We start from the raw sequence: 20,493 nt of genomic DNA on the forward strand, positions 1-20,493 counted from the left end.
AGTTGAGTGGACGTTTGGTTATTTTTGGTCGCTGAGTCCGGCTATTGAGTGAACTGCATCTGCGGTATTTGAAGGGGTAAAAGCGGCAGTATACAAGCGTTTTATCGAGATATGGAACCTTTTACTTAGTGGGAAAATCGAAGCGTATGGCTCGGCTTGGAAGAGGGGGTGCTTTCACGGTAGAGTTTGGGTATTGGCAATAGGATAAGAGTCGGGTCGAAGGAGATCGCATGGAGCAGGATACTCAGAATATTCAGAATACTCAAGATGCTAGGGTGCGGCTGGAAGTTGCGGTGCAGGACTGGGCCGGGGCTCGCTTGGCGCGCGAAGCTGGGGCGGATCGCATCGAATTGTGCATGGCGCTGGGGGCTACCGGCGGGCTTACGCCCAGCCAAGCGCTGATTCGGTTGACGAGTCAGGTGGAATTACCGCTGGGGGTGCAGGTCTTGATTCGGCCACGTGGCGGCGATTTTGTGTATACGGCAGACGAGCAGGAGGTGCAGGTGCTCGACGCTCGGCTGGCCATTCGGGCAGGGGCCAGCGGCATCGTCGTCGGCGCTTTGGAGCGCGGCGGGCAGATTGACCGGGATTTTGCGCAGCGCATGGCCGAGGTGGCCCAGCAGGAGAGCGAACGGCAGGGGCGGCATATCGACCTGACCTTCCACCGGGCTTTCGACGCGGCCCGTGACCGGGAAGCGGCTCTGGAGACGCTGATTGCTCTGGGCTACGACCGGGTGCTTACCTCGGGCGGCGCACCCACTGTTGGGGAAGGCTTGGAATCCTTGCAGCAGTTGGCTGGGCAGGCGCAGGGTCGGATTCAGATTATGGCTGGAGGCGGTCTTAAGCCCGAGGGTATTGGGCATGCGGTGGCTGCTGGCGTAAACGCCGTCCACCTCTCAGCCCGCAAGGTACTTACCTCTTCTGGCGGCCCCGGAGGTGGGGGAGAGGCCTCACAAATCGAGAGCACCGACCAAGCCGTAGTGGCTGCTGCGGCCGCGGCTCTGCAATCGGCGCTCGCATAAGGCACAGCAAGAGTTCCAGAAATGGCGAGAGGTCACATGTTAGATATGCCTCTGGCCTATCCTGAGGGGCAAGTGTAAAGTTTACTGCGCTCGGAATAGGCCAGAGGTTGGTGGTACTAGCGGGGTGTTTTACTCGCCCTGCTCGGCCAAGTAGTCGGGCATCTGCTCGGGGTAGTCGGGCCAAGCGCCGGACTGGGTGCACACGTAGGCGGCGGTGTTGACTGCTGCGCGGTGGGCCTGGGCCAGCGACTTGCCTTCCAAACGGTTGATAGCGAAGGTGCCGGAGAAGGCATCGCCTGCGCCCACGGTGTCGGCTACCGTCACGCGTGGGGTGCTCAGCTTGGAGGAAGTGCCGTCTGCTAGGTAAATCGTGGAGTAGGAGCTGCCTGCGGTGAGCACGATAGTGTTCAGATCGTAGTGCTTGAAGAACCAACTGCACAGCTCGTCGTCGGTCTCGCCGGGGATGTTGAACATGTCGCGCAGCTCAACCAGCTCTTCGTCGTTGAGCTTGAACATGTTGGCCATACCCAGCAGCTCTTCGATGAGTTCCTTGGAGTAGAAGTTGCCGCGCAGGTTGATGTCGAAGAAGCGGATGGCTTCGGGGCGGGTGGCCTTGAGCAGCTCGCAGAAGGTTTTGCGCGACTGCTGGCTACGCATGCCCAAGGTGCCGAAGCAGACCGCGTCGGCCTTGGCGGCCATGTCTTTGAGGTCGTCGGTTAGCTCCATGTGATCCCAGGCCACGTCTGCCTTAAAAATGTATTCGGGAATGCCCTCAGTCAGCTCTACTTCTACGGTCGAAGTGGGCCACTGGTTGTGCTGCAAGTTAGCACTCACACCGGCCTTGGCTACCGCAGCTTCCAGCTCTGCGCCGAGCTCGTCGTTGCCCACAGCGCTGATGGCATGCCCGTCGGCCCCGTTCTTGGAAGCGTGGTAGCTAAAGTTGACGGGTGCGCCGCCAGCGCGCTTGCCAGAGGGGAGCACGTCCCACAGAATCTCTCCCAGACTCAGTACGATTGGCTTGCTCATGTGGATTTCCTTTCACTGCTTAGCTCACCCGAATGGCTGAGCAAATATACTTGCTGGTTTGTTGCAAAATTACTTGACTTTATCCATTTTTAGGAGGAGTGGTCGGAGGTTTGTTTTTAGCCACTTGACGCTGGCGTAAGATGCTGGCGAAGTGAGTGGGGTCTTGCAAAAAATGACTGACAGCCACAGCTGCTGCTCCCATCAGCGTAGCATCCGCGGGCAGTGCAGACAAGCTAATTTCCGTCTGCGCTTTCAGCTCAGGCAGGGCCCGCTCGGCCACAATGCGCTGTACGGTTTCGAGCAAGGTTTGCCCAGCTCCCGCCACGATGTCGCCGATGATGATATGGCTGGGATTGAAAGCGTTGATAATGGTGACGCAGCCGTAGCCCACACAGGCCGCGGTTTGCGCTACCAGCCGGCTCGCCGCTTCGTCGCCTTGGGCAGCGCGGTAGAAGAGCATTTGGCAGGCCGCAGCGTGGCTTAAGTGTTCGGCCTCGGGGAAGAGTCCCTCGTAAGGCGGCTGGCACATAGCCTTGTGGATGGCCACGGCTGAGCAGTAGCGCTCCAAGCAGCCGCGGTTGCCGCATTCGCAAGCCCGGCCGTTTACGTCGACGGAGATATGGCCCAGCTCGGTAGCTCCGCCGCGTTCGCCGTTAATGAGTCTGCCCTGCTCGATTACGCCTAGGCCCACGCCTTCTCCCACTAAGTAATAGGCCAAGTTGGGGGAGGAGTTTTGGGGGGCAAAGAGGCTTTGGGCCAAGGCTCCGGCGCGGGCATCTTGCTCGATGAAAGTGGGCACGCTAAAGGCTTGGCCGAAGGATTGTATGAAGTTGACTCCCCGCCAGCCTTGCATGGAAGTTACCAGCGCGATTTGGCCCTCGTGGCGCAGGTAGGGGCCGGGAACGGCGATGCCGACGGCCACGATGGAGCGGTCGTGGTCTAGGGCCTGCTGAATGTGGTCTTTGACGGCCTGCACGGTTTGGGGTATCGATTGCTCGCTTACGGGCGGCAATTCGCTCTGCTGCAAGGGGTTTCCGGCTAGGTCGAAGATGCCGAACTGGACCCGGCTGCGGGCGAATTTGACGCCGATAACCCGGTAGCGGCTGCTCTCCAGCTGCATGCCAATCGAGCGGCGGTGGCCCAGGCCCGGCATGTCGCCAGTTTCGCGGACTAGCCCGTCTTCAATCATGCGCCCGGCAAGCTTGGAAATAGCGGGAGCGGTCAGCCCGAGCGCTTTGGCAATCTGGGCCCGAGAAAGGGTGCCGCGTTTGTATAACTCTTGGGCAATGCGCGCCTGATTCATCTCGGAGATAGCGCTGGGGGATGAGCCTGAAACCACTGCATCAGCCATGTCTGCCTCCTTGAAGACGCGAACAAAAGAATAATTCCAAAAGTAACGCTGTTCATATAGTAACAGCGTTACCTTATTCCTTCAACTCGGCTTGGTAGAGCGGTTTTTAGGGGGGGGTGAGCCGTTGGTGTGAGCACCGTTGAGTGGGCTGCGGGCGGCGGCTTGCGCGTCGGGTCTGTGGGCTAGATTGGGGAGGCAAGACTTGCTTGTCAGGGTGGGCAGTGAAGCTTTGCCTGGTTCAAAGACGCAACGATGTTAGTGGCAGAGAATACGTAATATCGAAGAATATAAGGGATGCAAATAAACAAGTAAAGGAGCGCAGTGATGCAGGCTGTGTTTGCTCGCGGAGTGGATGCTGACAAGCCGCTGTCGATGTTAGATGTGGGCACCATGCCCGAGCCTCAGGCGCGCGAGTATTGGTCGATAATACAGGTCAAGGCTGCTAGCTTGAATCATCACGATTTGTGGAGCTTGGCTGGCGTGGGCTTGTCTCAAAAGGCCACGCCGATGATTTTGGGCACTGATGCGGCCGGCGTTGTGGAGGAAGACACGCTTGCGGCTGGCGGGCGCGTGCTCAAGGCCGGCAGCCCGGTGGTGCCATATACGGTAGTCGGCGCTGACCAGGCCGGCGTCGGGCCGGGGGAGCGGCGCAGCATTGCTTCCGAGCGGTACCCGGGAACCATGGCAGAACAGTTCTCTCTGCCCGCAGCGCATATATTCCCTATGCCCGCCAATCTTGACTTTGCGCAGGCCTCAGCCCTAGGTACGAGCTGGCTCACGGCTTATTCTATGATATTCACCGCGGCTGGGCTTAAGCCTGGCGACAGTATGCTCATTCAAGGCGCTGGCGGCGGCGTTGCTACTGCGGCCCTGCAAATGGCGCGGGCCGCTGGCATAGAAGTGTTCGTGAGCTCGCGCTCGCCCGAAAAGCGCGAAAAGGCCAGCCAATTAGGCGCAAACCTGGCAGTCGAAAGCGGCGCAAGACTGCCCCACAAAGTCGATGCGGTGATTGAATCGGTGGGAGCTGCCACTTGGTCTCATTCGGTAAAATCAGTGCGCCCCGGAGGCACTATCACTATCTGCGGCGCCACCTCCGGAGACCAGCCGGGAGCTGAGTTAACGCGTATCTTCTTCCAAGATATTCGCGTAATTGGCAACACTATGGGCTCGTTGGAAGACTTCGGTCGCATGCTGCGCTTCGTTGAAATCGCCGACCTGCATCCCGCCATAGATTCCGTATACCCCTACGCCCAAGCCGCCCAAGCCTTCACCAAGCTCAGCCAAGGACAAACCTTCGGCAAACTAGTCCTCACCTTCGAATCCAACTGACCCCAAGCCAGCCGCCGGCACAACCGAACAATCCAAGCCGACGGCCAGCCCAAGCCAGTTCAAAGCCAGGATTCACTCGTGACATCCCTAGGAAAGTGACGTAACAAAATCTTTAGGGCCTGTATGGCCGGGCCGGCATTTTCGGAGGTCCAGTATTTCCTTAACTAGTTGCTCTGCCTTAGGCTAACCATGAGGAGCTTAGCTGGGGCGGGCTGGGCCTGGTTAGTTGGCGGCTTGTGGGGGCGTGGGGGAGTTGGGGGTGGTGCGGAGTTTGCGGACCAGGAGGGTTATGAGACCGGCGATGGCTACGATGGCCCAGGTTCCCTCGAGCAGGAGGAAGCCCCACTGTTGCTTGAGTAGGGCATCGACGGCGAGGATGGCTGATCCGAAGGCGTTGAGGAGGAGATACCAAGGGTTGTTGTTGCTGACTTTGCCCATTTGTGAGAGAACGAAAGCTACGAGGATGGCAGCAGAGCCAACGATTTGGACCGACATCGGCATGCGAGTTTTCCTTTCGACGAGTACCTTTGCGCGCCGACAGTTGAACCGGCTGCGGCGCATCTCGCCCGGAAAGCAAGCTTGGCACATACCGCATGCTGCTTCAACGTTTTATCCTACTCCCAGATGGTCTGAAAGTCGGAGGAGGAGTGTCGATAGGCGTGCCGGACTTGGTTGCTTGAGTGGCGGAGCCGGGCGGGTTAGTGCTCGCGGCTGAGTACCGAGTTGACGATGTCGTCGGGGAAGAGATTGCGGAGGGCGTATTCGCAGTCGGCAGGGGTGAACTTAAACTCGGCGCTGGTCAAGCGCTTCATGAGCATGGCCGGATCCTTGACTCCCTGGTCTTCAAGGCCTCGCGCTTGGAAGAGAGCGTTTTCAGGATAGTCGGCATGGATACGTTCAATGGCGTATTGGGCGATGTCTTGGCTGTAATGGCTGTCTTTGACGGTTAGCTCGTCTCGCAGGGCCTCTTCGGAAAGGTGCATGCTGTCTGCGTAATTCTGGGCCTTGTCTACTGCCTCGGCATATTGAGGGGTAATAACCGTTTTTTTAGGCTTCGGCTTGGGCTTTTCGGTTTTCTTTTTCTGGGGGCGCACCTGCTCCTGCCAGATTTGGGCCGCATTGTGGGTGAACTCCGGCATATTGATGACCTCACTTTGAGCCACCATAAACCAGATGAGCGCCACAACAATGAGGAAGAACTTCCACGGCCGCACCCGCGTATACCAAGGCTTGAGCGCCTGCGTAAAATGTGCATGTTGAGAAAGAGGAATAGGCATAAGCGTACTGCCCCTCTCTTTGTCATTGCATACGCAGCAAACACATTCCCATTAGAGCTTTATACTACCGCAGATAATGCCTGATTGGCTAATGCAGTGCTGCACTGTGCTCACGTAAAGCTGAGCAAGGCAAGGAAACCCAAGAAAAGACCGGTGGAAGAGGCGGAGCTGGGTAGAGAGTGGCGTTCGGTTAAGCTGCCGCGCTTATTCACCCAAGGGCTTGTCGTTGACGTGCTGGATGGCGTAATCTGCATCCGCGGGAGTGAACTTGTCAACGATGCCGGTAAGTTTGGCGTCAATCGACTCTGCGTCCATATGTTGGTTCCAAGCATATTCGCGGGCACGAATCACTGCGTTGGCTCGGTAATCCGCCTTGACGTGTTCAATGGCATACTGGGCGGCATTAGCTGAGAAGTAGTCTGGTTTGCCTCGCAGTTTGTCTCGCAAACCCTCTTCGGAAAGGTGGAGGGTATCAACATACTCTTGGGCTTTTACTAGGGCCTGTTTGTAATCGTTTGAGACTTCCATGGGCTTGGCAGTGGCAGCCTCTTTGTGGGAAAACGTGTTGACAATCTCGTTTAAGTCAGAGTTAAGCTGGTCGCCACGCGTTACCAGATAATAGGTTGTAAGCGCCACGATGATGAGGACAATAATAGTCATAGTCCACCGCAGTAACCTTACGAAGAGCTTCTTCCGCTTGGGAAGGTCTTCGGACTGCTGAGGACTTATGGGCATTACTATCTGAATCTTTCTGTCTTCGCGGGTAAAACGCGATTACGTCATATTCTACCAGTAACCATAGCTATCGCTTGGAGGTCGGGAGCAATTATTCGAGCCTGTTCGTTGGTAGCGCACTGGCGGGGCTGTGCTGGGCAGTTGGTAGGGGCAATGCGGTAAGAATAGGGGTAATGAGATGTATGAGTGCTAGTGAGCAAGCTTGCCCGTGGCAGTGGCCGGGCGAGGCTCTGGCAGGAGAGCTGGAAGGCGAGAATTATGGTATTGGCTAAGAAGCAAGTGAAGCAGTTGCGCGGCCTAGCGAACGGCATTAGCCCGTCCTTGTGGATTGGTAAGGAGGGCGTGAGCGAGGCTGCGGCTAAGCAGGCGAGCCAGACTTTGGATGCCCATGAGCTTATCAAGTGTGTGGTGCAAGACGGCAGTCCGGTAGATGCTCGCGAGGCTGGAGAGGCTCTGGCGGCCCAGCTCAACGCCGAACTTGTGCAAGTTATCGGCCGTCGATTTGTTCTCTTCCGGGCCAGCAGCAAAGAGGGCATCAAGCCCATTCAGTTGGTGCGCGCCTAGCGTTTTGCCATAAGCAGGAGGCCGGTGCCTACTGGCAGTAGGCAGCTGTCGAAGTCTTCGTTTTGTTCGCAGTCTTGCGCAAGCTGGCGCAAGAGTAGGGCACGATCGGAGCGGTTGGCGGGATTCATCACGCCGCCGGCCTCTTCATCTTCGCTGGAGCACAGGGCATCTGTGAGAATCATTTGCCCGCGCGGCTTAAGCAAGCGGGGCGCTTCTTCAATGGCGTCTCGATAGTTTACGTCTTCGCCAGCAACCACAATCAAATCGTAGTCTTGCGGGTTCAGACGGGGGAAGTAGGCCTTGGCTCGGGCATTGACTGCCCGTAAGCGCAAGCCATTTTGCGGGTTAAGTTCGCGGAAAGTTTGGCGGATAAGATCGGCACCTTTGGCGGAGGAATCTACTGCTGTAAATTGGCTTCCGGGATCGAGACCTTCAATAAGACGAACTGTTTCTACAACCGAACCGGTACCCAACACAATGATGGAATGCGCCTGACTGGCCCGAGCCACCTGCTTGAGGAAGGCCCCTTGAGTAACGCTGCCCGGCTTGAAACCTGCTGCCTGCGTTCGAAGGCGCTGGGCACGCAAAAAATCCGATTCAGCGTTGAGCGCGCTTTCCTCGGCGTATTCCCAAGCCTGGGCATGGTTCGCGTACGAAGTCTTATTCATAGTTCTTACTCTAACGACTGGCCCTCACAAATGTTAGCGCCGGGCGGCTTGAACCAGGCTCCAAATCGTGTCGGCTATGTCGATACCGCGGGGGCAATAGCGGGTGCAGGCTCGCACTGCTTGGCAGGCGCGGATGCCTTCTGCGCTATCGATTGCGTCTAAACGATTGAGGGTGTGGGCGTCTCGCGAATCGTGGACAAAACGAGAGGCCGCAACCAAGGCTGCCGGACCTATAAAGGCTTCGCCGCCCGCGTAAATGGGGCAAGCTCCCTCGCACACACCGCAGGCTATGCAATTACTTAGAGCCTCATAGGCTTGGAGCTGGGCAGGAGTTTGCAAGTATTCGCCTGATAGGTCTGCGGGGTCTGAGGATTGCGCCGGCTGCGCGGACTGTGAGGGCTGTAAGTATGGCTCAACCTGTTTGATTTGGCGGAACATAGTATCAGTGTCGACGATTAAGTCGCGCAAGATAGGAAAGCCGGGTATGGGAGCCACTTCGATGACTCCGAGCCAATTGCCCTCAGGCTGCGGGCTTTGACTGGCTTCGGTTGGAGCGGGCGCGGGCCTATAAGGCGCTGGCATGCTGCCGGTAGCTTCTGTGGGTTGCGACTGACTGATGAGGGTCGCTTGCACAGTACGCCGAAAGCTGCCCTCTCCAGCGCTTCGAGCATGGGGCAGCGCTGGCTTGGCGTACGAACCAATTTTGCTCTTGCATAAGAGCGCGGGCTGGCCGTTAATCAGTACTCCATCTGAGCCACACATGCCGTGGGCACATGCATAGCGGAAGGTTAGGCTCGGATCCTGGCTGCGCTTGATAGTAAGCAGTGCGTCTAAGAGGCTATCGTGTTCGTTGGCGTCGATGGTGTACTCTTGCACCCAACGCTTGAGTTTCGAGGCTTGCAGGGCGGTATTGTTTGAGCTTGCAGCTTCAGCAAAGGGATTGCTGCGGCGCTCAGGCTGAGTTTGCTGGCTTGCTGGCAGAGGCTTGGCTCGATGAATGCGAATGGTGAGCCTGCCGCTGTTCGCTGCTTGCTGCTGCTTGCTGTTCATCCTCCTCCTTCTGCTTACCGGTGCGACTGTATCTGCCGGGCCTTATTGCTTGACCTTAATACCCACGAGTCTTTGGCGGGAAATCAACAATATGAACCGGTTGCCAGTCTACCTGCCCGTTGCGATTGGTGAGCGAATGTTGCAAAAAGTGCTCGTCATCGCGCTTGGGGTAGTCGCTGCGATACAAGGAGCCGCGAGATTCCTGGCGGGCCAAGCTCGCTTTCAACACTGCTTGAGCCACTTGTACAAGCCCTTGCACTTCGAGTAGGGCACTCAACTCTTGGTTGAGTCGCGGCGAAGGATCGCTGACCTGCAAGGCCTGCGCGGTTGGAATAATCTCATGCTCTAACTCGCTCAATGCGCTCTCCATGCCCTCGGCATTGCATCGCACGGACAGAGTTTCGTCCATCAACTGCCCTAGGCGTTCTAAGAGTTGGTAAGCGTTGAGAGCTCTCGATGCTGGGCTTTCGCTGGCTGTGGGGGGCTTGCTTGCAGACGAGAGAAGCTCTTGTATGTATTCGCGGCGATTGGAGCAGGCTTGGGCAAGTTCGAGCTCCTGCAGTTCAGACTTGCTCTCGGTGTAGTTGTGCAAGTATTCAGCGGCACTCTGACCGGCCCTGCGCCCAAAAAGGCAGGCATCGAGTAGGGAGTTGCCTCCTAAACGGTTGGCCCCATGAACGCCCACACAGGCACACTCGCCAGCCGCATACAGGCCCTCAACAACCTGGCGTTCGCCATCATTCAGGCGGTAGACTTGGCCGTCGGTGGTCGTTGGAATGCCGCCCATCATGTAGTGGGCAGTAGGCTTGACCGGAATTAAATCAACAGCTGGGTCGAGACCGGCATACATCCGAATCGTTTCGTCAACCTGGGGGAGCTTGGCTGCCATCGTTTTGGGGCTAATGCTGGTCAGGTCAAGCCAGACGCAGTCAGCTCTGCCCTCAGGCTCTGCAGGATCTACAATTCCAAGCCCCTGATCTACCTGCGACATAATGGCCCGGCTGACCACATCTCGGGCCGCTAAGTCCCGATGCTCGGGCGCATAGTCGGCCATAAAAGCGTGGCCTTTGCTATTGCGCAAGATACCGCCCTCGCCACGAGCGGCCTCAGAGAGTAGGAAGCCCGTGTGCCCCAGTCCGGTAGGGTGGAATTGGATAAACTCAAGGTCTTTCAGTTCCAAGCCTGTGCACAGAGCCGCAGACATGCCGTCGCCGGTGAGATCCCATGAATTAGAAGTGGTGTGGAAGAGTCGGCCTGCGCCGCCGGTGCATAAGATGATTTGCTTGCTGCGCACTGCATGCACGTTTCCGCTATGCATGTCGATAGCAACTAAGCCCTCAACCCTGTCTCGAGCAGGGGAGAGCACCAAGTCGCTGACATACCATTCTTCAGCAAAACTCACTCCCTGCGCTAAGCATTGCTGCCAGAGGCTGGTGAGAATCTGATGGCCAATGCGGTCAGCGGCGTAGGCTGCTCGCTTGACGGGCTGAGCACCGTATTCGCTGGTATGACCGCCAAACTTGCGCTGGCTTATGTGCCCATTGTCTCGGCGAGAGAAGGCGACGCCGCTGTGTTCGAGGCCTATAACGGTCTGCCGGGCTTCTTGGGCTAAAATCTTGGCAGCATCTTGGTCGACCAGCCAGTCGCCGCCCTTGACGGTATCGAAGTAATGCCAGTGCCAGTCGTCGTGCTCCTCATTGCCTAAGCTGGCTGCAATACCGCCCTCGGCTGAGCCCGTGTGTGAGCGCAGGGCTTGGAGCTTGGAGATGACCAGCAGTTTTGGCTTATGATTGGGCCCAGAGCGTTCAAGTAGCCCAAGTACGGCGCTTAATCCTGCCGCTCCGGCGCCTACGATAACGGCATCGTATTCCTGCTCAATCTGTGCTGGACTCATGCTTGTGATTCTCTCACATGGCTTAACCATGTATAAGTGAATGCAGCAGCTGCCTATTGCTATGAGCACAGTTCGCTGTCGGAAGATGCTGGGAGCATGTGGGTATGGCCGATTCATCATCTACTACTTCTCCTTTTTTCGACGAGGTTTATCGCGTAGTGCAAAACATTCCGCGGGGTTACGTGGCAACTTATGGCCAAGTTGCGGCCTTAGCTGGTAGTCCTCGCGCTGCCCGCTATGTAGGTTTCGCTCTTCATTCCAATCCCGACCCTTCGCTCACGCCCTGCCATCGGGTCGTGTTTCGAGATGGATCCCTGTCTCCGGGCTACGCTTTTGGCGGCCCAGAGCGTCAACGCGAGCTTTTGGAAGATGAAGGTGTGTGTTTCAAGATGCCGCGGACTCAAGAGAATGCCGGTGCCCCGGGATGGGTGGTGGACTTCGACAAGTCCGCTTGGCAGGCTTAAATCTGAGATTCATAACATTACCGTCTGTGCTGTGCTCTGGTGCTCGCCGACTTGGGTAGCTGCACCACGCCGTTGACTATTTCAAGTAATCCTTGCAATTCCATACCTCCTAAGGTTTGCATCACTTCTTGCATGCTGCATGCTTGCTCGCCGCTTGAGTTCAACAAGGCGTTAATATGCTCACTGGTGGGTTCAACCCCCTGTTTCTTACAGGCTTCGACTGCTGTCAAAACGCTTTGCTGCTGGTCGCTTAGAGGGGGTGTATTGCTGCTCGGCTTGTGAGTAGTTGACACTTTGCTCGGTGCTTGCCGTTTGGTTGTGCTTCTTGTTGCTGAGCTGAGTGGTGCTTGTGGAGGCTGGCTAACTGCGGAGTCATTATGGTACGAAGGCTGTCGTTGAGAATGATTCTCAACAGATGGCTCGTGCGACTGATGGCAGATTTCACTCACATCAGTGGCGGAGATGAGAATCATGGCCTTACCATCGTGGATAAGATGGTTGCAGCCCGTATTCTCAGGATTGTCAATGGATCCGGGAGCTGCATAGACCTCTCGACCCAGCTCCGCCGCCCAAGTAGCAGTGTTGAGCGCACCTGAGCGGTGTCGGGCTTGAGCGACCACTACTACCTGCGCCAGCCCTGCAATAATGCGGTTTCGGAGTAAAAACCTTCGGGCCTCGGGGATGGTGTCGGGGCAGAGCTCGCTAATCAGCGCCCCCTCCTGCCGCTCAATAGCTTCAAAAAGTTTGAGATTACTGCGTGGGCCCCGATGGTTAAGCCCTCCCGCAAACACGGCAACCGTGCGGCCAGGTGGGGGAGCGCCCTCGCGCTTGGCAGCCAAAGCACCCCAATGGGCGCTAGCATCGGCCCCCAGAGCACCGCCAGAGACAACAAGATGACCGCTCGCCGCAGCTTGCAAGCCAACCTGATGTGCCACAAAACGCCCGTAATCATTGCAATAACGGGAGCCAACCACTGCTACCGGCTCCTCGCAAGAGACGAGAGCCTGAGCCGAGCCCCGCCCCCACAAGCACAGTGGCGGTGCCCAGTCGGAGCGGAGAGCCAAGTCTCCCAACTGCCGCGGCCAACTGCCTTCGCCAGGTGCGATTATCCAATAGCAGCCATCTTGCGTGAGCCAGCGGGCCAGCTCCGAGCGCTCATGGGTGGGCAAGGTAGCGAGACGAGCGCGCCATTTACCCAGACTTTGACGAAACTTAGTCAGGTCGCGCTCGCTGGCCCGGCGACCCCAGCGGGCCGAACCGGTAATAAACATGCCGTCTAAGCGATTCAAGTTCCGGGCAATGCTGGCGGAAGGAGGCGAAGACTTAGCAGGCAGTTGCGCCGGCAGGGCTTCGATACTGGACACAAGTTCCGCAGCAGAAGGAGCGCCCAAAAGCGTAGCGTAGAGGATGGCATCGGGGCTGTCTATGCAGTAGGTGAGAGTAGCGCGGGATAAGGCCTCCGCTGAGGGCTGCGGGTAGGGTGCGAAAGGTGTTGAAGAAAGGGTCATTGCAGTCGGGTCCTCATCATGATTCCGGTGTTGACATCCTCGGCGCTCGGTGCAGTGCGCCCATCTAAATCTGCAAGCGTCCAAGCCAAGCGCATTGCTCTATCAGCCCCGCGCAGGCTCAACCGCTTACTTTCCAAGGCCTGATTGACCAATTCGATAGCCTTGGCCGAAGTGGCGGTCCGCAGCCACTCGCCAGAGGCTTGAGCATTGCAAACCCAGCCATGGTCGGCGAATCGAGCCCGAGCGGTAGCCCGCGCCTGAGTGACTTGGGAACGAATCTGCGCGCTCGTCTGCCGAGGCTGCGTATGACTTGAAGTGATATTCGACACCGGCAGTACGGACACCTGAATGTCGATGCGGTCCAAAATCGGACCAGAGAGTCGACTCCAATAACGAGAGCGTTCGCGAGGTGAGCAGGTGCAGCGCTCGCCAGTGCCAAAACCATAGCCGCAGGGGCAGGGATTGGCAGACATCACCAGCTGGAAGCGAGCAGGGTAGGAGGTAGTGCCCTTAGAACGGGAAAGGAGGACTTGCCCGGTCTCTAGCGGTTCGCGCAGGGTTTGCATGGCTCGGGGAGAGAACTCGGGAGCCTCATCCATAAAGAGCACCCCGCAGTGGGCCCGTGTAATGGCTCCGGGCAGGGCCACGCCACTGCCACCGCCCACCAGAGCAGCAGTGGAAGCTGTGTGGTGTGGCGATTCAAAGGGTGGTATGTCGCTGACTCCGTGCTGTTGCAAGTTGCCGCACAGGGAGCGGATGGAGGCCACTTCGAGTTGTTCTTTTTCCATCAAAGGCGGCATGATTGAGGGCAGACGGGAGGCGAGCATGGTTTTGCCAGTGCCGGGAGGGCCGGTCATCAGCATGTGGTGGCCACCAGCAGCAGCAACGGTGAGTGCCCACTTGGTTTGCTCTTGGCCCACCACTTGCGCCATATCAATCTGCTTATGCGCTGCCTCGCTGCTGTCTGGAGCAAGATTGAGCTCAGTGAAACTTTGTGAATCGGACAGTTTGTAGCGGGCTTTTCCGCCCACTTGCTCCACGAGTTCGCCCAAATGTCGAATACCCACCACTTCGATGCCAGGAACTATTTGCGCTTCCTCTAAGTTGCCAAAAGGCACGTATGCCCGCCGAATACCTTGACCTCTGGCATGTAGCAAAATTGGCAGGAGGCCGTTAACCGGTAAGACGGTGCCATCAAGGTTGAGTTCTCCCAGGGTGAGAGTGTGCTCGAAAGATTGCTGGGGGATAGCGCCTGCCGCGTCCAAGACCGCTACCGCTATAGCAAGGTCGTGAGTGGAGCCGTGCTTGGGCATGGAAGCGGGCGAAAGATTGACCGTTACCCGGGTTTCTGGCCATTTGAATCCGGTGGCTGAGCATGCTGACTTAACGCGCTCTCGCGACTCGGTCAAGGAAGTGTCTGGCAGGCCGATTATAGAAAAATAGGGCAGGCCGGGGGATATGAAAGCCTGAGCTTGAATGAGGAAGGCCTTGAGCCCCACGAGGCCTACTGACATGCCGGAACCGATGCGCATTAGAAAGCCCCCTGTATAAGTTTGATTGATACACGAGGGTTGTCGCTGCTACCGGCGCTAACACTGACGGCAGCAACGTCGAAACGGGTGACACAATGGCGGTTTGTGCGGTTGCGGGCGATGAGCCATTGGACCGCTGCATGTTTGAGTTTTGTTTGCTTGCTGTAGGTAACCGCTTCTTCGGGTTGTCCAAAGGTGCGGGTGCGCCGAGTTTTGACCTCTACAAAGGCTAGGCAGCTTCGGCGATCTAGGGCCACAATGTCGAGCTCGCCGTAGCGGGTGGACCAATTGCGATCCAAGATCTGCCAGCCAAGGCTTTCCAGCCACAGAGCTACATACTGTTCGCCTAACTGCCCGAGCTTTCTAGCTGAAAGTTGTGGGCTCACGAGCGAGGCTTCAGCTTGCCTCAGTGGGCTGGCGGTATCTGGTTCGAGGATACTTGCAATGCTATGACTTTGACTTGTCTTCATGTATCTAGTGCACCATGCCAGCCAAGCTCACTACCACTTTTGCTGGCAATGTGGTCGAATGTGGGCGCTTGTGGTCAAATGTAAGTAAGCCCTACTCCTGACTGGCTTAGTGCGCTAGATACACGAGAAAACTACTGAACAAGTGAGGTCATCTGGTTCAAATCGAGTTCAAAACTAACACCCCTGACCTCAAAGTTTGGTTGGACTTGGGTGTGCTGCATAGCCGAGCGGACGAATTCGCCAGCGATTTGCGCAGCATCAGCCAGACTGCGGCCTGCAAATACTGCACCGCAAACGGCAGAAGCAAAGGCATCGCCCGTGCCATGAATCATATAAGGCAGCTTCTCGTGCTTGAGCTCAATCCGCTGGTCAGCGCCGCCTTGGCTTGCGCAGGCCACATAGTTGCGCAAGAATCCGTCGCCGCGGTCAATGCCCTTGAGGACCACATTGCGAGCGCCCATGTCGAGCAGGGCCTGAATGCGGTCGTCGATTTGGCTTTCGCTCAAGTCTTGCCCCTCATAAGGCAGGCCTGTTAGCAGACTCACTTCGGTCAGGTTGGGCATGAGCAAGTCGGCCCCATCTACCAAGCGGGCAGTGGCCTTGCACAATTCGTCGGTATAGGTGGGATACATGGCTCCGCCGTCTCCCATTACCGGGTCTACCAAGCGCAGGGCCTTAGGATATTCCTCATACATGCGCTGAATAATGCCCACCTGCTCGGCCGAACCTAAGAAGCCAGAGTAGATGCCGTTGAGCTCCACGCCCTCCTGGGCCCAAGCATCTAAATATCCGGGCAGCATCTCGGTCGTGTCGTGGAAAGTGTAGTGCTCAAACTTGGTGTGGGCGCTAAAGAGTGCGGTCGGCACCGGGCACACGTCGCATCCAGCGGCCGAAAGTATGGGAATAGCGGCGGTTAGGGAACACTTGCCGTAGCCGCACATGTCGTGGACTGCTGCCACGCGGGGAATGTAGTGTGCATCGCGATGATATAGCTGTACGTCGTCTGTCATGACTGTCCTTATAATTGCAAAATCTACGCCTACTTGAGCTTGTGGCTCCTGTTGAATTGACTTTACCGCGCTGCCGGGGCAACACTACTGTGCCGATTGAGCCCAACCAGAAATTAGCGCGTGTAGACCCTTGCGATAGCTCACTTCGATAACGGAATCTAGTTCCATTAGTGGACTCATGAAAGTTGCTAAGGCAGGGTATTGTTCTGAAAGATGATTGATGAGGTCTGTATCAACTTCTCCACCCGCTGATTTAGTGGGTGGTTCTACTTGAGCAATTGCAGCGCCTAAGGTTAAACACGCCAAACTGTTAAACATTAAAATTGTGTCTGTGCCCACCTGCAAGCCGTGCTCTTGAAGTTTGTCGAGCCAGTCTCTGACCATAACTTGAGATTGCTGAGTATTGATTGAACGGGTCGCCATAAGAGGAATGGCATTAGGATGTGTGAGGATGGTTTTGTAAACTTCCAGTACTACGCTTTCTAAACCATCTTGCCAACTCATGTTGTTAGTAATATGGCTGATATGCGTAGCAGACTTCCAGATGAGTTCCACAACGCCGTCGAGCAGGGCTGCTTTGTTGGGAATGTGGCGGTAGATTGCAGTTTGGGAAACGCCCATTTGTTGACCCAAAGCGCGCAAGTTCAGAGCTTCTAATCCATTAGTATCAATCAGATACAAGGCCGATTTCAGGATGTATTCGCGGTTGAGCACCGTCTTAGTGGGTGCTTTGGGCTGAGCTGTCATTGCTGTTCCTTCCGCTGTGCTTCTCTTTTGAATAATACCGCGGAACCCAGCCATGAATGCTTTTGTATCTAAGGAACGCCTTTTTGCTCTCATCCTGAAGGATGACGGGCGCAACGGAGATAGGGCTTACGCGTTCAAAAGTTCAGTCTTGAGCATGATGACTTGAGGCTCAGCGATTGGATAGATTCAGACTATGACGCGTGAGACCCAGCTTGCGCACTGGATTTATAAGGGGATTGACATGACCTACCTACCCGGAAGTCAAGAACAAGTAGCAGCCGGTTTTGCGGGCTTGGCTCCGCCGCAGCCCGTTGATGGTACTGCCGTCCAAGCTGTGAGTTTGGTCAAGGATTACGGCAAGGGAGAGAACCTAGTCCACGCGCTGCGCGGGGTAGACGTGGCCTTCCAACGTGGGCGGTTCACCGCCATTATGGGTCCTTCCGGCTCAGGCAAGTCCACGCTCATGCACACCTTGGCAGGCTTGGATTCAGCGACTTCGGGCCGCGTCTTGCTCTATGGCGTTGACGAAGCAGGTCAGGGTGGTTCCCACAAGCGCTCGAACCAAGCCAACCCGACAAATCTGCACTCTTTCGTAGACATCACCAAGCTCAACGACAACCAGCTGACCTTGCTGCGCCGTCATTCGATTGGCTTTATCTTCCAATCCTTTAACTTGTTGCCCATGTTTACGGCAGAGCAAAACATCTTGATGCCGCTGACCTTGGCAGGTACTAAGCCTGACCGTGAATGGCTCAACTTGCTTACTAAGACGCTGGGCTTGGATGGTCGTTTGAATCACCGTCCCAGCGAGCTTTCCGGTGGCCAGCAGCAGCGCGTGGCCATAGCCCGAGCGCTCATCTCCAAACCAGCTATCGTCTTTGCGGACGAACCCACTGGCAATCTGGACTCGGTTTCATCGGCTGAGGTGTTGAGCTTTCTCAAGCGTTCCGTGCGCGAGCTGGGGCAGAGCGTCATTATGGTCACTCACGACGCGGTTGCTGCCTCCTATGCGGACCGGGCCATCGTGTTTGCAGACGGCAGGATTGTGGCCGACGAAAGTCAGCCGAGTGCCGAGCGCATGAGTGAACTGCTCACCCGCCAAGCTGAAATGGTAGCGGCCGGCAGCTTTGCGGACCAGGCTCGCTGAGCCCAGAGGAGGAACTCATTATGTGGTCAGTATCTTGGAAAATGATGAAACGCGACGGGCGCATGCTAGTTCCCGCCGGCATCGCCATCTTGGTTGGCACGCTTTTTATAGCTGCCACCTTCCTCTTTGCCAACACTATGGACGTGTCTATCCGAAAGCAGGTCTCTTCGTCTTTTGGGCAGGCCAACTATGCTATTTCTCCCAAGGATGATGCCAACGACGAAGCCTCAAGCGCTACAACGGTCAAGGATTTTCATCTCCAACAAATCCGTGCTCTCAAGGGCGTGAATGGAGCTAGGGCGCAAGTATACGCACCTGTTGAGCTCACGTCTGTCTCTGCCAATAAGCATACAAATTCGGCTGGCATCGCCATGAGCCAGCCCGATTCGATTATGCCTATGCCTGTGGTGGAAGGGCATTGGCCCCAGGGTGAGTCCGAAATTGCCGTACCCAAGCAGGCTGCACAGCGGCTGAATCTCAAGTTGGGAGACGAAGTTAGCGTTAACGCTGGCAGGGGTGGCCAAAGTGGCTCTGACGGTAGTGACAGCCTTCGCCTTAAGTTGGTAGGCCTCAACGAAGATAAGGATGGTGCCTACTCTTACTACGGCGGTGCCAGCGTGATGAGTGAAGGCGCTATGGCTCAGCTCATGGGTGCGCCCAGTGCGAGCGGTATTGACAGTTATCCCGCGCCATACATCTACCTTTCTATCGATGACGCGCAGGCAGGCCAAGAGACCTTAGATCAGATTCGTGCAAAACTGCCTAAGGGTTTCCAATTGCAGACCCGTGCTGCATTTGAGGATAGCCAGATTAAGGAAATGAGTGGTCAGACCAATATTATGACTACCTTCCTGCTTAGCTTCGGTATCCTAGCTATGTTTGTGGCGGCGCTGGTAATTGCGAACACTTTCCAAGTGATGGTCGCTCGCCAACGGCGCACTCTGGCCCTCTTACGTACGATTGGCGCTAAGAAGGGGCAGGTGAGGGCTTCGGTGCTGATGCAGTCTGGCATTTTGGGCCTCATTGCCTCCTCACTTGGTGCGGCTGGCGCGATTGGCTTGATGATGGCAGCCCACGGTTTGGGTCTGAGAATTGGCGCGCTGACTCTGGAAGTTATGGTAACGCCGCCGGTTATTGTGGTTCCCATCGTCTTTGGTACTGCTATGACGATGATTGCTTCGCTCAGTTCGGCGGCGGCAGCTACTCGCGTAACGCCTTTGGAAGCCTTGCGCCCGGCCGAAGTGAGTGACAGCAGTAAGCGTAGTGGGAAGATTCGCTTGGCCTTGGCCTGCATCATGATGGTTATCGGCGCTGCTATGGCCGCTTGGATTGTCTATCAAGCTGTGCAGGATTCGCGTGGTGTGAAGGGTACGATGGTTGCCGAAAATGGTGATTCGGCTTTGGGCATTGCTGTTGCTGGTGTGGCCCTGTTCTTTATCGGAGCGCTCCTGTGTGCCAATCGCTGGATTCCTTGGATGCTTAAGGGTATCGGTGCTCTGGTGGCCCATATCGGCCCATCATCGAAGGTGGCAGTAGGCAATATTTCGCGCAATCCAGCCCGCGTGGCAGCTACCGGTACGGCTCTGCTTATTGGCGTTACTCTGGTTGCCTGCTTGGGCACGGGTGCCACATCTGCCAAGCAAACTATGGCTACAGCTCTCGATACACGCTATAGCGTCGATGTGGAGATTTCCCTAAACCAAGAAGACGTCAGCGGCCTAGAGAAGGTCCGTAAGGTAAAGGGCGTCAAGGCTGCTGAACTGGTGCCGGTTTATCAGGGGGCTGTCGGTTCAGGTAAAACTGCCGAAGACAATGCGCAAAAAGATTACATTGCTATCTTTGCGCTCAAGGCGGGCCAGTCCGAACGTCTGATGAATGTGTCGCAAGAATCGCTCATGTCAGGCGGCTCCAAGTTGGTCATGCCTAAAGGTCAAGTCGGAGATAAAGCCGTGGTAAAGGCAGGTCAAACCGTCTCCGTAGTGCACTACGATGACGGCACTGTAACGGCGACGGGCCACTCCTTCCAAGTTGCGGCTGGTTCATACAACGGGCTGGGTGGAGATGCAGGAAGCTATGGCATCGCACTGGTGGATCAGAGCGCTAGCTTAGGCAAGCCTGACCGCTATGAGATTTGGATCAAGTCTGACGGTAGCCAGCCGGTGGGCAGCTTTACGGAAGATATTCGCGAGGCTATGAGTTCAACTCCAGACGCTATGGTTTCGGGCGGTATCGCTATGAAAGCTACCTACGAGCAGATTATTAACATCTTCTTGCTCATCATGGTGGCCCTGCTAGCAGTGGCGGTAATTATCGCACTGATTGGCGTGGCGAACACCCTCTCCCTCTCGGTGATTGAGCGTACCAAAGAGTCGGCTACCTTGCGCGCAATCGGTATGACCAAGCGTCAGCTCAAGCGTTCCCTCTCGGTTGAGGCCCTGCTCATTGCGGTAGGTTCGACTCTGGCAGGTCTCGCTTTGGGTACGATCTTTGGCTGGATTGGTGCTTACATCGTCTTTGAATCTCTGGGGAAGGTGTCTCTGCCCTTGGATTGGAACATGTATGCCATGATTCTTGTGGTCGCGGTTATTGCCGCTCTGCTGGCTAGCGTCTTGCCAGCCCGACGCGCCACCAAGACCCCACCGGTGGAGGCACTAGCGGAAGCCTAACGAATCCGAGCTGATTGGCTACAGCAATAGTTT

The 20,493-nt window shown here is 56.4% G+C and carries 19 protein-coding genes; 6 read left to right on the forward strand and 13 right to left on the reverse strand.

Annotated elements, in window-relative coordinates:
• The first annotated feature begins 230 nt into the window (after nt 1-230).
• The gene (locus R8377_RS02615; protein ID WP_317643413.1) at nt 231-1,022 is read left to right on the forward strand and encodes a copper homeostasis protein CutC; all 792 of its coding nucleotides are present in this window, start codon (nt 231-233) and stop codon (nt 1,020-1,022) included.
• 129 nt (nt 1,023-1,151) lie between these two features.
• Here R8377_RS02615 and R8377_RS02620 read toward each other — a convergent pair whose 3' ends face one another.
• Nucleotides 1,152-2,048: a carbohydrate kinase family protein gene (locus R8377_RS02620; protein ID WP_317643414.1), complete on the reverse strand. Its 897-nt coding sequence runs from the start codon at nt 2,046-2,048 to the stop codon at nt 1,152-1,154.
• 79 nt (nt 2,049-2,127) lie between these two features.
• Complete coding sequence (locus R8377_RS02625) at nt 2,128-3,399, reverse strand: ROK family transcriptional regulator (RefSeq protein WP_317643415.1); 1,272 nt, start codon at nt 3,397-3,399, stop codon at nt 2,128-2,130.
• A gap of 324 nt (nt 3,400-3,723) precedes the next feature.
• On the opposite strand from R8377_RS02625, the gene R8377_RS02630 reads away from it, so the two are divergent.
• Nucleotides 3,724-4,728 (forward strand): zinc-binding dehydrogenase, encoded by a 1,005-nt coding sequence (locus tag R8377_RS02630; protein ID WP_317643416.1) that lies wholly within the window; start codon nt 3,724-3,726, stop codon nt 4,726-4,728.
• 222 nt (nt 4,729-4,950) lie between these two features.
• Here R8377_RS02630 and R8377_RS02635 read toward each other — a convergent pair whose 3' ends face one another.
• The 3 genes from R8377_RS02635 to R8377_RS02645 form a co-directional block, all read right to left on the reverse strand.
• Complete coding sequence (locus tag R8377_RS02635; protein ID WP_317643417.1) at nt 4,951-5,229, reverse strand: CBU_0592 family membrane protein; 279 nt, start codon at nt 5,227-5,229, stop codon at nt 4,951-4,953.
• A 197-nt stretch (nt 5,230-5,426) separates the two neighbouring features.
• Nucleotides 5,427-6,005 carry an Ltp family lipoprotein gene (locus R8377_RS02640; protein WP_317643418.1) on the reverse strand — a complete coding sequence of 193 codons (579 nt, stop codon included), beginning with the start codon at nt 6,003-6,005 and terminating at the stop codon, nt 5,427-5,429.
• Nucleotides 6,006-6,209: 204 nt separating this feature from the next.
• The gene (locus tag R8377_RS02645; protein WP_317643419.1) at nt 6,210-6,665 is read right to left on the reverse strand and encodes an Ltp family lipoprotein; all 456 of its coding nucleotides are present in this window, start codon (nt 6,663-6,665) and stop codon (nt 6,210-6,212) included.
• Between the two features lie 333 nt (nt 6,666-6,998).
• Here R8377_RS02645 and R8377_RS02650 point away from each other — a divergent pair, with 333 nt between their 5' ends.
• Nucleotides 6,999-7,304, forward strand: a complete 306-nt coding sequence (locus R8377_RS02650; RefSeq protein WP_317643420.1) for a YhbY family RNA-binding protein — start codon at nt 6,999-7,001, stop codon at nt 7,302-7,304.
• Here R8377_RS02650 and R8377_RS02655 read toward each other — a convergent pair.
• Genes R8377_RS02655 through R8377_RS02665 form a run of 3 tightly spaced genes read right to left on the reverse strand, consistent with a single transcriptional unit; the run spans nt 7,301 to nt 10,916 of the window.
• Nucleotides 7,301-7,972: an O-methyltransferase gene (locus R8377_RS02655; protein ID WP_317643422.1), complete on the reverse strand. Its 672-nt coding sequence runs from the start codon at nt 7,970-7,972 to the stop codon at nt 7,301-7,303. The two genes, R8377_RS02650 and R8377_RS02655, sit on opposite strands and share 4 nt — an antisense overlap.
• Nucleotides 7,973-8,005: 33 nt before the next feature.
• Nucleotides 8,006-9,022 carry a succinate dehydrogenase/fumarate reductase iron-sulfur subunit gene (locus R8377_RS02660; RefSeq protein ID WP_317643423.1) on the reverse strand — a complete coding sequence of 339 codons (1,017 nt, stop codon included), beginning with the start codon at nt 9,020-9,022 and terminating at the stop codon, nt 8,006-8,008.
• Nucleotides 9,023-9,077: 55 nt separating this feature from the next.
• Nucleotides 9,078-10,916 carry an FAD-binding protein gene (locus R8377_RS02665; protein ID WP_317643424.1) on the reverse strand — a complete coding sequence of 613 codons (1,839 nt, stop codon included), beginning with the start codon at nt 10,914-10,916 and terminating at the stop codon, nt 9,078-9,080.
• A 104-nt stretch (nt 10,917-11,020) separates the two neighbouring features.
• On the opposite strand from R8377_RS02665, the gene R8377_RS02670 reads away from it, so the two are divergent.
• Nucleotides 11,021-11,380, forward strand: coding sequence for an MGMT family protein (locus tag R8377_RS02670; RefSeq protein ID WP_317643425.1), 360 nt, complete (start codon nt 11,021-11,023; stop codon nt 11,378-11,380).
• Between the two features lie 17 nt (nt 11,381-11,397).
• On the opposite strand, the gene R8377_RS02675 is transcribed toward R8377_RS02670, so the two are convergent.
• The 5 genes from R8377_RS02675 to R8377_RS02695 all read right to left on the reverse strand — a co-directional run bounded on the left by R8377_RS02675 (nt 11,398) and on the right by R8377_RS02695 (nt 16,701).
• Nucleotides 11,398-12,888, reverse strand: coding sequence for a DNA-processing protein DprA (locus tag R8377_RS02675; protein WP_317643426.1), 1,491 nt, complete (start codon nt 12,886-12,888; stop codon nt 11,398-11,400).
• Nucleotides 12,885-14,420 carry a YifB family Mg chelatase-like AAA ATPase gene (locus tag R8377_RS02680; protein WP_317643428.1) on the reverse strand — a complete coding sequence of 512 codons (1,536 nt, stop codon included), beginning with the start codon at nt 14,418-14,420 and terminating at the stop codon, nt 12,885-12,887. Before R8377_RS02680 ends, R8377_RS02675 begins: the two co-directional genes overlap by 4 nt.
• Nucleotides 14,420-14,890 carry a YraN family protein gene (locus tag R8377_RS02685; protein ID WP_317643429.1) on the reverse strand — a complete coding sequence of 157 codons (471 nt, stop codon included), beginning with the start codon at nt 14,888-14,890 and terminating at the stop codon, nt 14,420-14,422. Before R8377_RS02685 ends, R8377_RS02680 begins: the two co-directional genes overlap by 1 nt.
• A 131-nt stretch (nt 14,891-15,021) precedes the next feature.
• Nucleotides 15,022-15,900: a pyridoxamine kinase gene (locus R8377_RS02690; RefSeq protein WP_317643430.1), complete on the reverse strand. Its 879-nt coding sequence runs from the start codon at nt 15,898-15,900 to the stop codon at nt 15,022-15,024.
• Nucleotides 15,901-15,984: 84 nt separating this feature from the next.
• Nucleotides 15,985-16,701 carry a TetR/AcrR family transcriptional regulator gene (locus tag R8377_RS02695; RefSeq protein ID WP_317643431.1) on the reverse strand — a complete coding sequence of 239 codons (717 nt, stop codon included), beginning with the start codon at nt 16,699-16,701 and terminating at the stop codon, nt 15,985-15,987.
• 187 nt (nt 16,702-16,888) lie between these two features.
• Here R8377_RS02695 and R8377_RS02700 point away from each other — a divergent pair, with 187 nt between their 5' ends.
• A complete protein-coding gene (locus R8377_RS02700) occupies nt 16,889-17,794 on the forward strand; it encodes an ABC transporter ATP-binding protein (RefSeq protein WP_425605036.1) in 906 nt (301 codons plus the stop codon).
• 20 nt (nt 17,795-17,814) lie between these two features.
• Complete coding sequence (locus tag R8377_RS02705) at nt 17,815-20,460, forward strand: ABC transporter permease (RefSeq protein WP_317643433.1); 2,646 nt, start codon at nt 17,815-17,817, stop codon at nt 20,458-20,460.
• Nucleotides 20,461-20,493: the final 33 nt, after the last annotated feature.

This window comes from Bombiscardovia apis (assembly GCF_033095945.1).
Classification (GTDB): Bacteria; Actinomycetota; Actinomycetes; order Actinomycetales; family Bifidobacteriaceae; genus Bombiscardovia; species Bombiscardovia apis.

Bases quoted from the DNA above. Each gene is read 5' to 3' on its own strand.
- R8377_RS02630 (WP_317643416.1), top strand. From the start codon at position 3,724: ATGCAGGCTGTGTTTGCTCGCGGAGTGGATGCTGACAAGCCGCTGTCG.
- R8377_RS02635 (WP_317643417.1), bottom strand. From the start codon at position 5,229: ATGCCGATGTCGGTCCAAATCGTTGGCTCTGCTGCCATCCTCGTAGCT.
- R8377_RS02615 (WP_317643413.1), top strand. From the start codon at position 231: ATGGAGCAGGATACTCAGAATATTCAGAATACTCAAGATGCTAGGGTG.
- R8377_RS02670 (WP_317643425.1), top strand. From the start codon at position 11,021: ATGGCCGATTCATCATCTACTACTTCTCCTTTTTTCGACGAGGTTTAT.
- R8377_RS02695 (WP_317643431.1), bottom strand. From the start codon at position 16,701: ATGGCTGGGTTCCGCGGTATTATTCAAAAGAGAAGCACAGCGGAAGGA.
- R8377_RS02650 (WP_317643420.1), top strand. From the start codon at position 6,999: ATGGTATTGGCTAAGAAGCAAGTGAAGCAGTTGCGCGGCCTAGCGAAC.
- R8377_RS02705 (WP_317643433.1), top strand. From the start codon at position 17,815: ATGTGGTCAGTATCTTGGAAAATGATGAAACGCGACGGGCGCATGCTA.
- R8377_RS02680 (WP_317643428.1), bottom strand. From the start codon at position 14,420: ATGCGCATCGGTTCCGGCATGTCAGTAGGCCTCGTGGGGCTCAAGGCC.
- R8377_RS02690 (WP_317643430.1), bottom strand. From the start codon at position 15,900: ATGACAGACGACGTACAGCTATATCATCGCGATGCACACTACATTCCC.
- R8377_RS02620 (WP_317643414.1), bottom strand. From the start codon at position 2,048: ATGAGCAAGCCAATCGTACTGAGTCTGGGAGAGATTCTGTGGGACGTG.
- R8377_RS02660 (WP_317643423.1), bottom strand. From the start codon at position 9,022: ATGAACAGCAAGCAGCAGCAAGCAGCGAACAGCGGCAGGCTCACCATT.
- R8377_RS02685 (WP_317643429.1), bottom strand. From the start codon at position 14,890: ATGAAGACAAGTCAAAGTCATAGCATTGCAAGTATCCTCGAACCAGAT.
- R8377_RS02655 (WP_317643422.1), bottom strand. From the start codon at position 7,972: ATGAATAAGACTTCGTACGCGAACCATGCCCAGGCTTGGGAATACGCC.
- R8377_RS02675 (WP_317643426.1), bottom strand. From the start codon at position 12,888: ATGACCCTTTCTTCAACACCTTTCGCACCCTACCCGCAGCCCTCAGCG.
- R8377_RS02640 (WP_317643418.1), bottom strand. From the start codon at position 6,005: ATGCCTATTCCTCTTTCTCAACATGCACATTTTACGCAGGCGCTCAAG.
- R8377_RS02700 (WP_425605036.1), top strand. From the start codon at position 16,889: ATGACCTACCTACCCGGAAGTCAAGAACAAGTAGCAGCCGGTTTTGCG.
- R8377_RS02625 (WP_317643415.1), bottom strand. From the start codon at position 3,399: ATGGCTGATGCAGTGGTTTCAGGCTCATCCCCCAGCGCTATCTCCGAG.
- R8377_RS02645 (WP_317643419.1), bottom strand. From the start codon at position 6,665: ATGACTATTATTGTCCTCATCATCGTGGCGCTTACAACCTATTATCTG.
- R8377_RS02665 (WP_317643424.1), bottom strand. From the start codon at position 10,916: ATGAGTCCAGCACAGATTGAGCAGGAATACGATGCCGTTATCGTAGGC.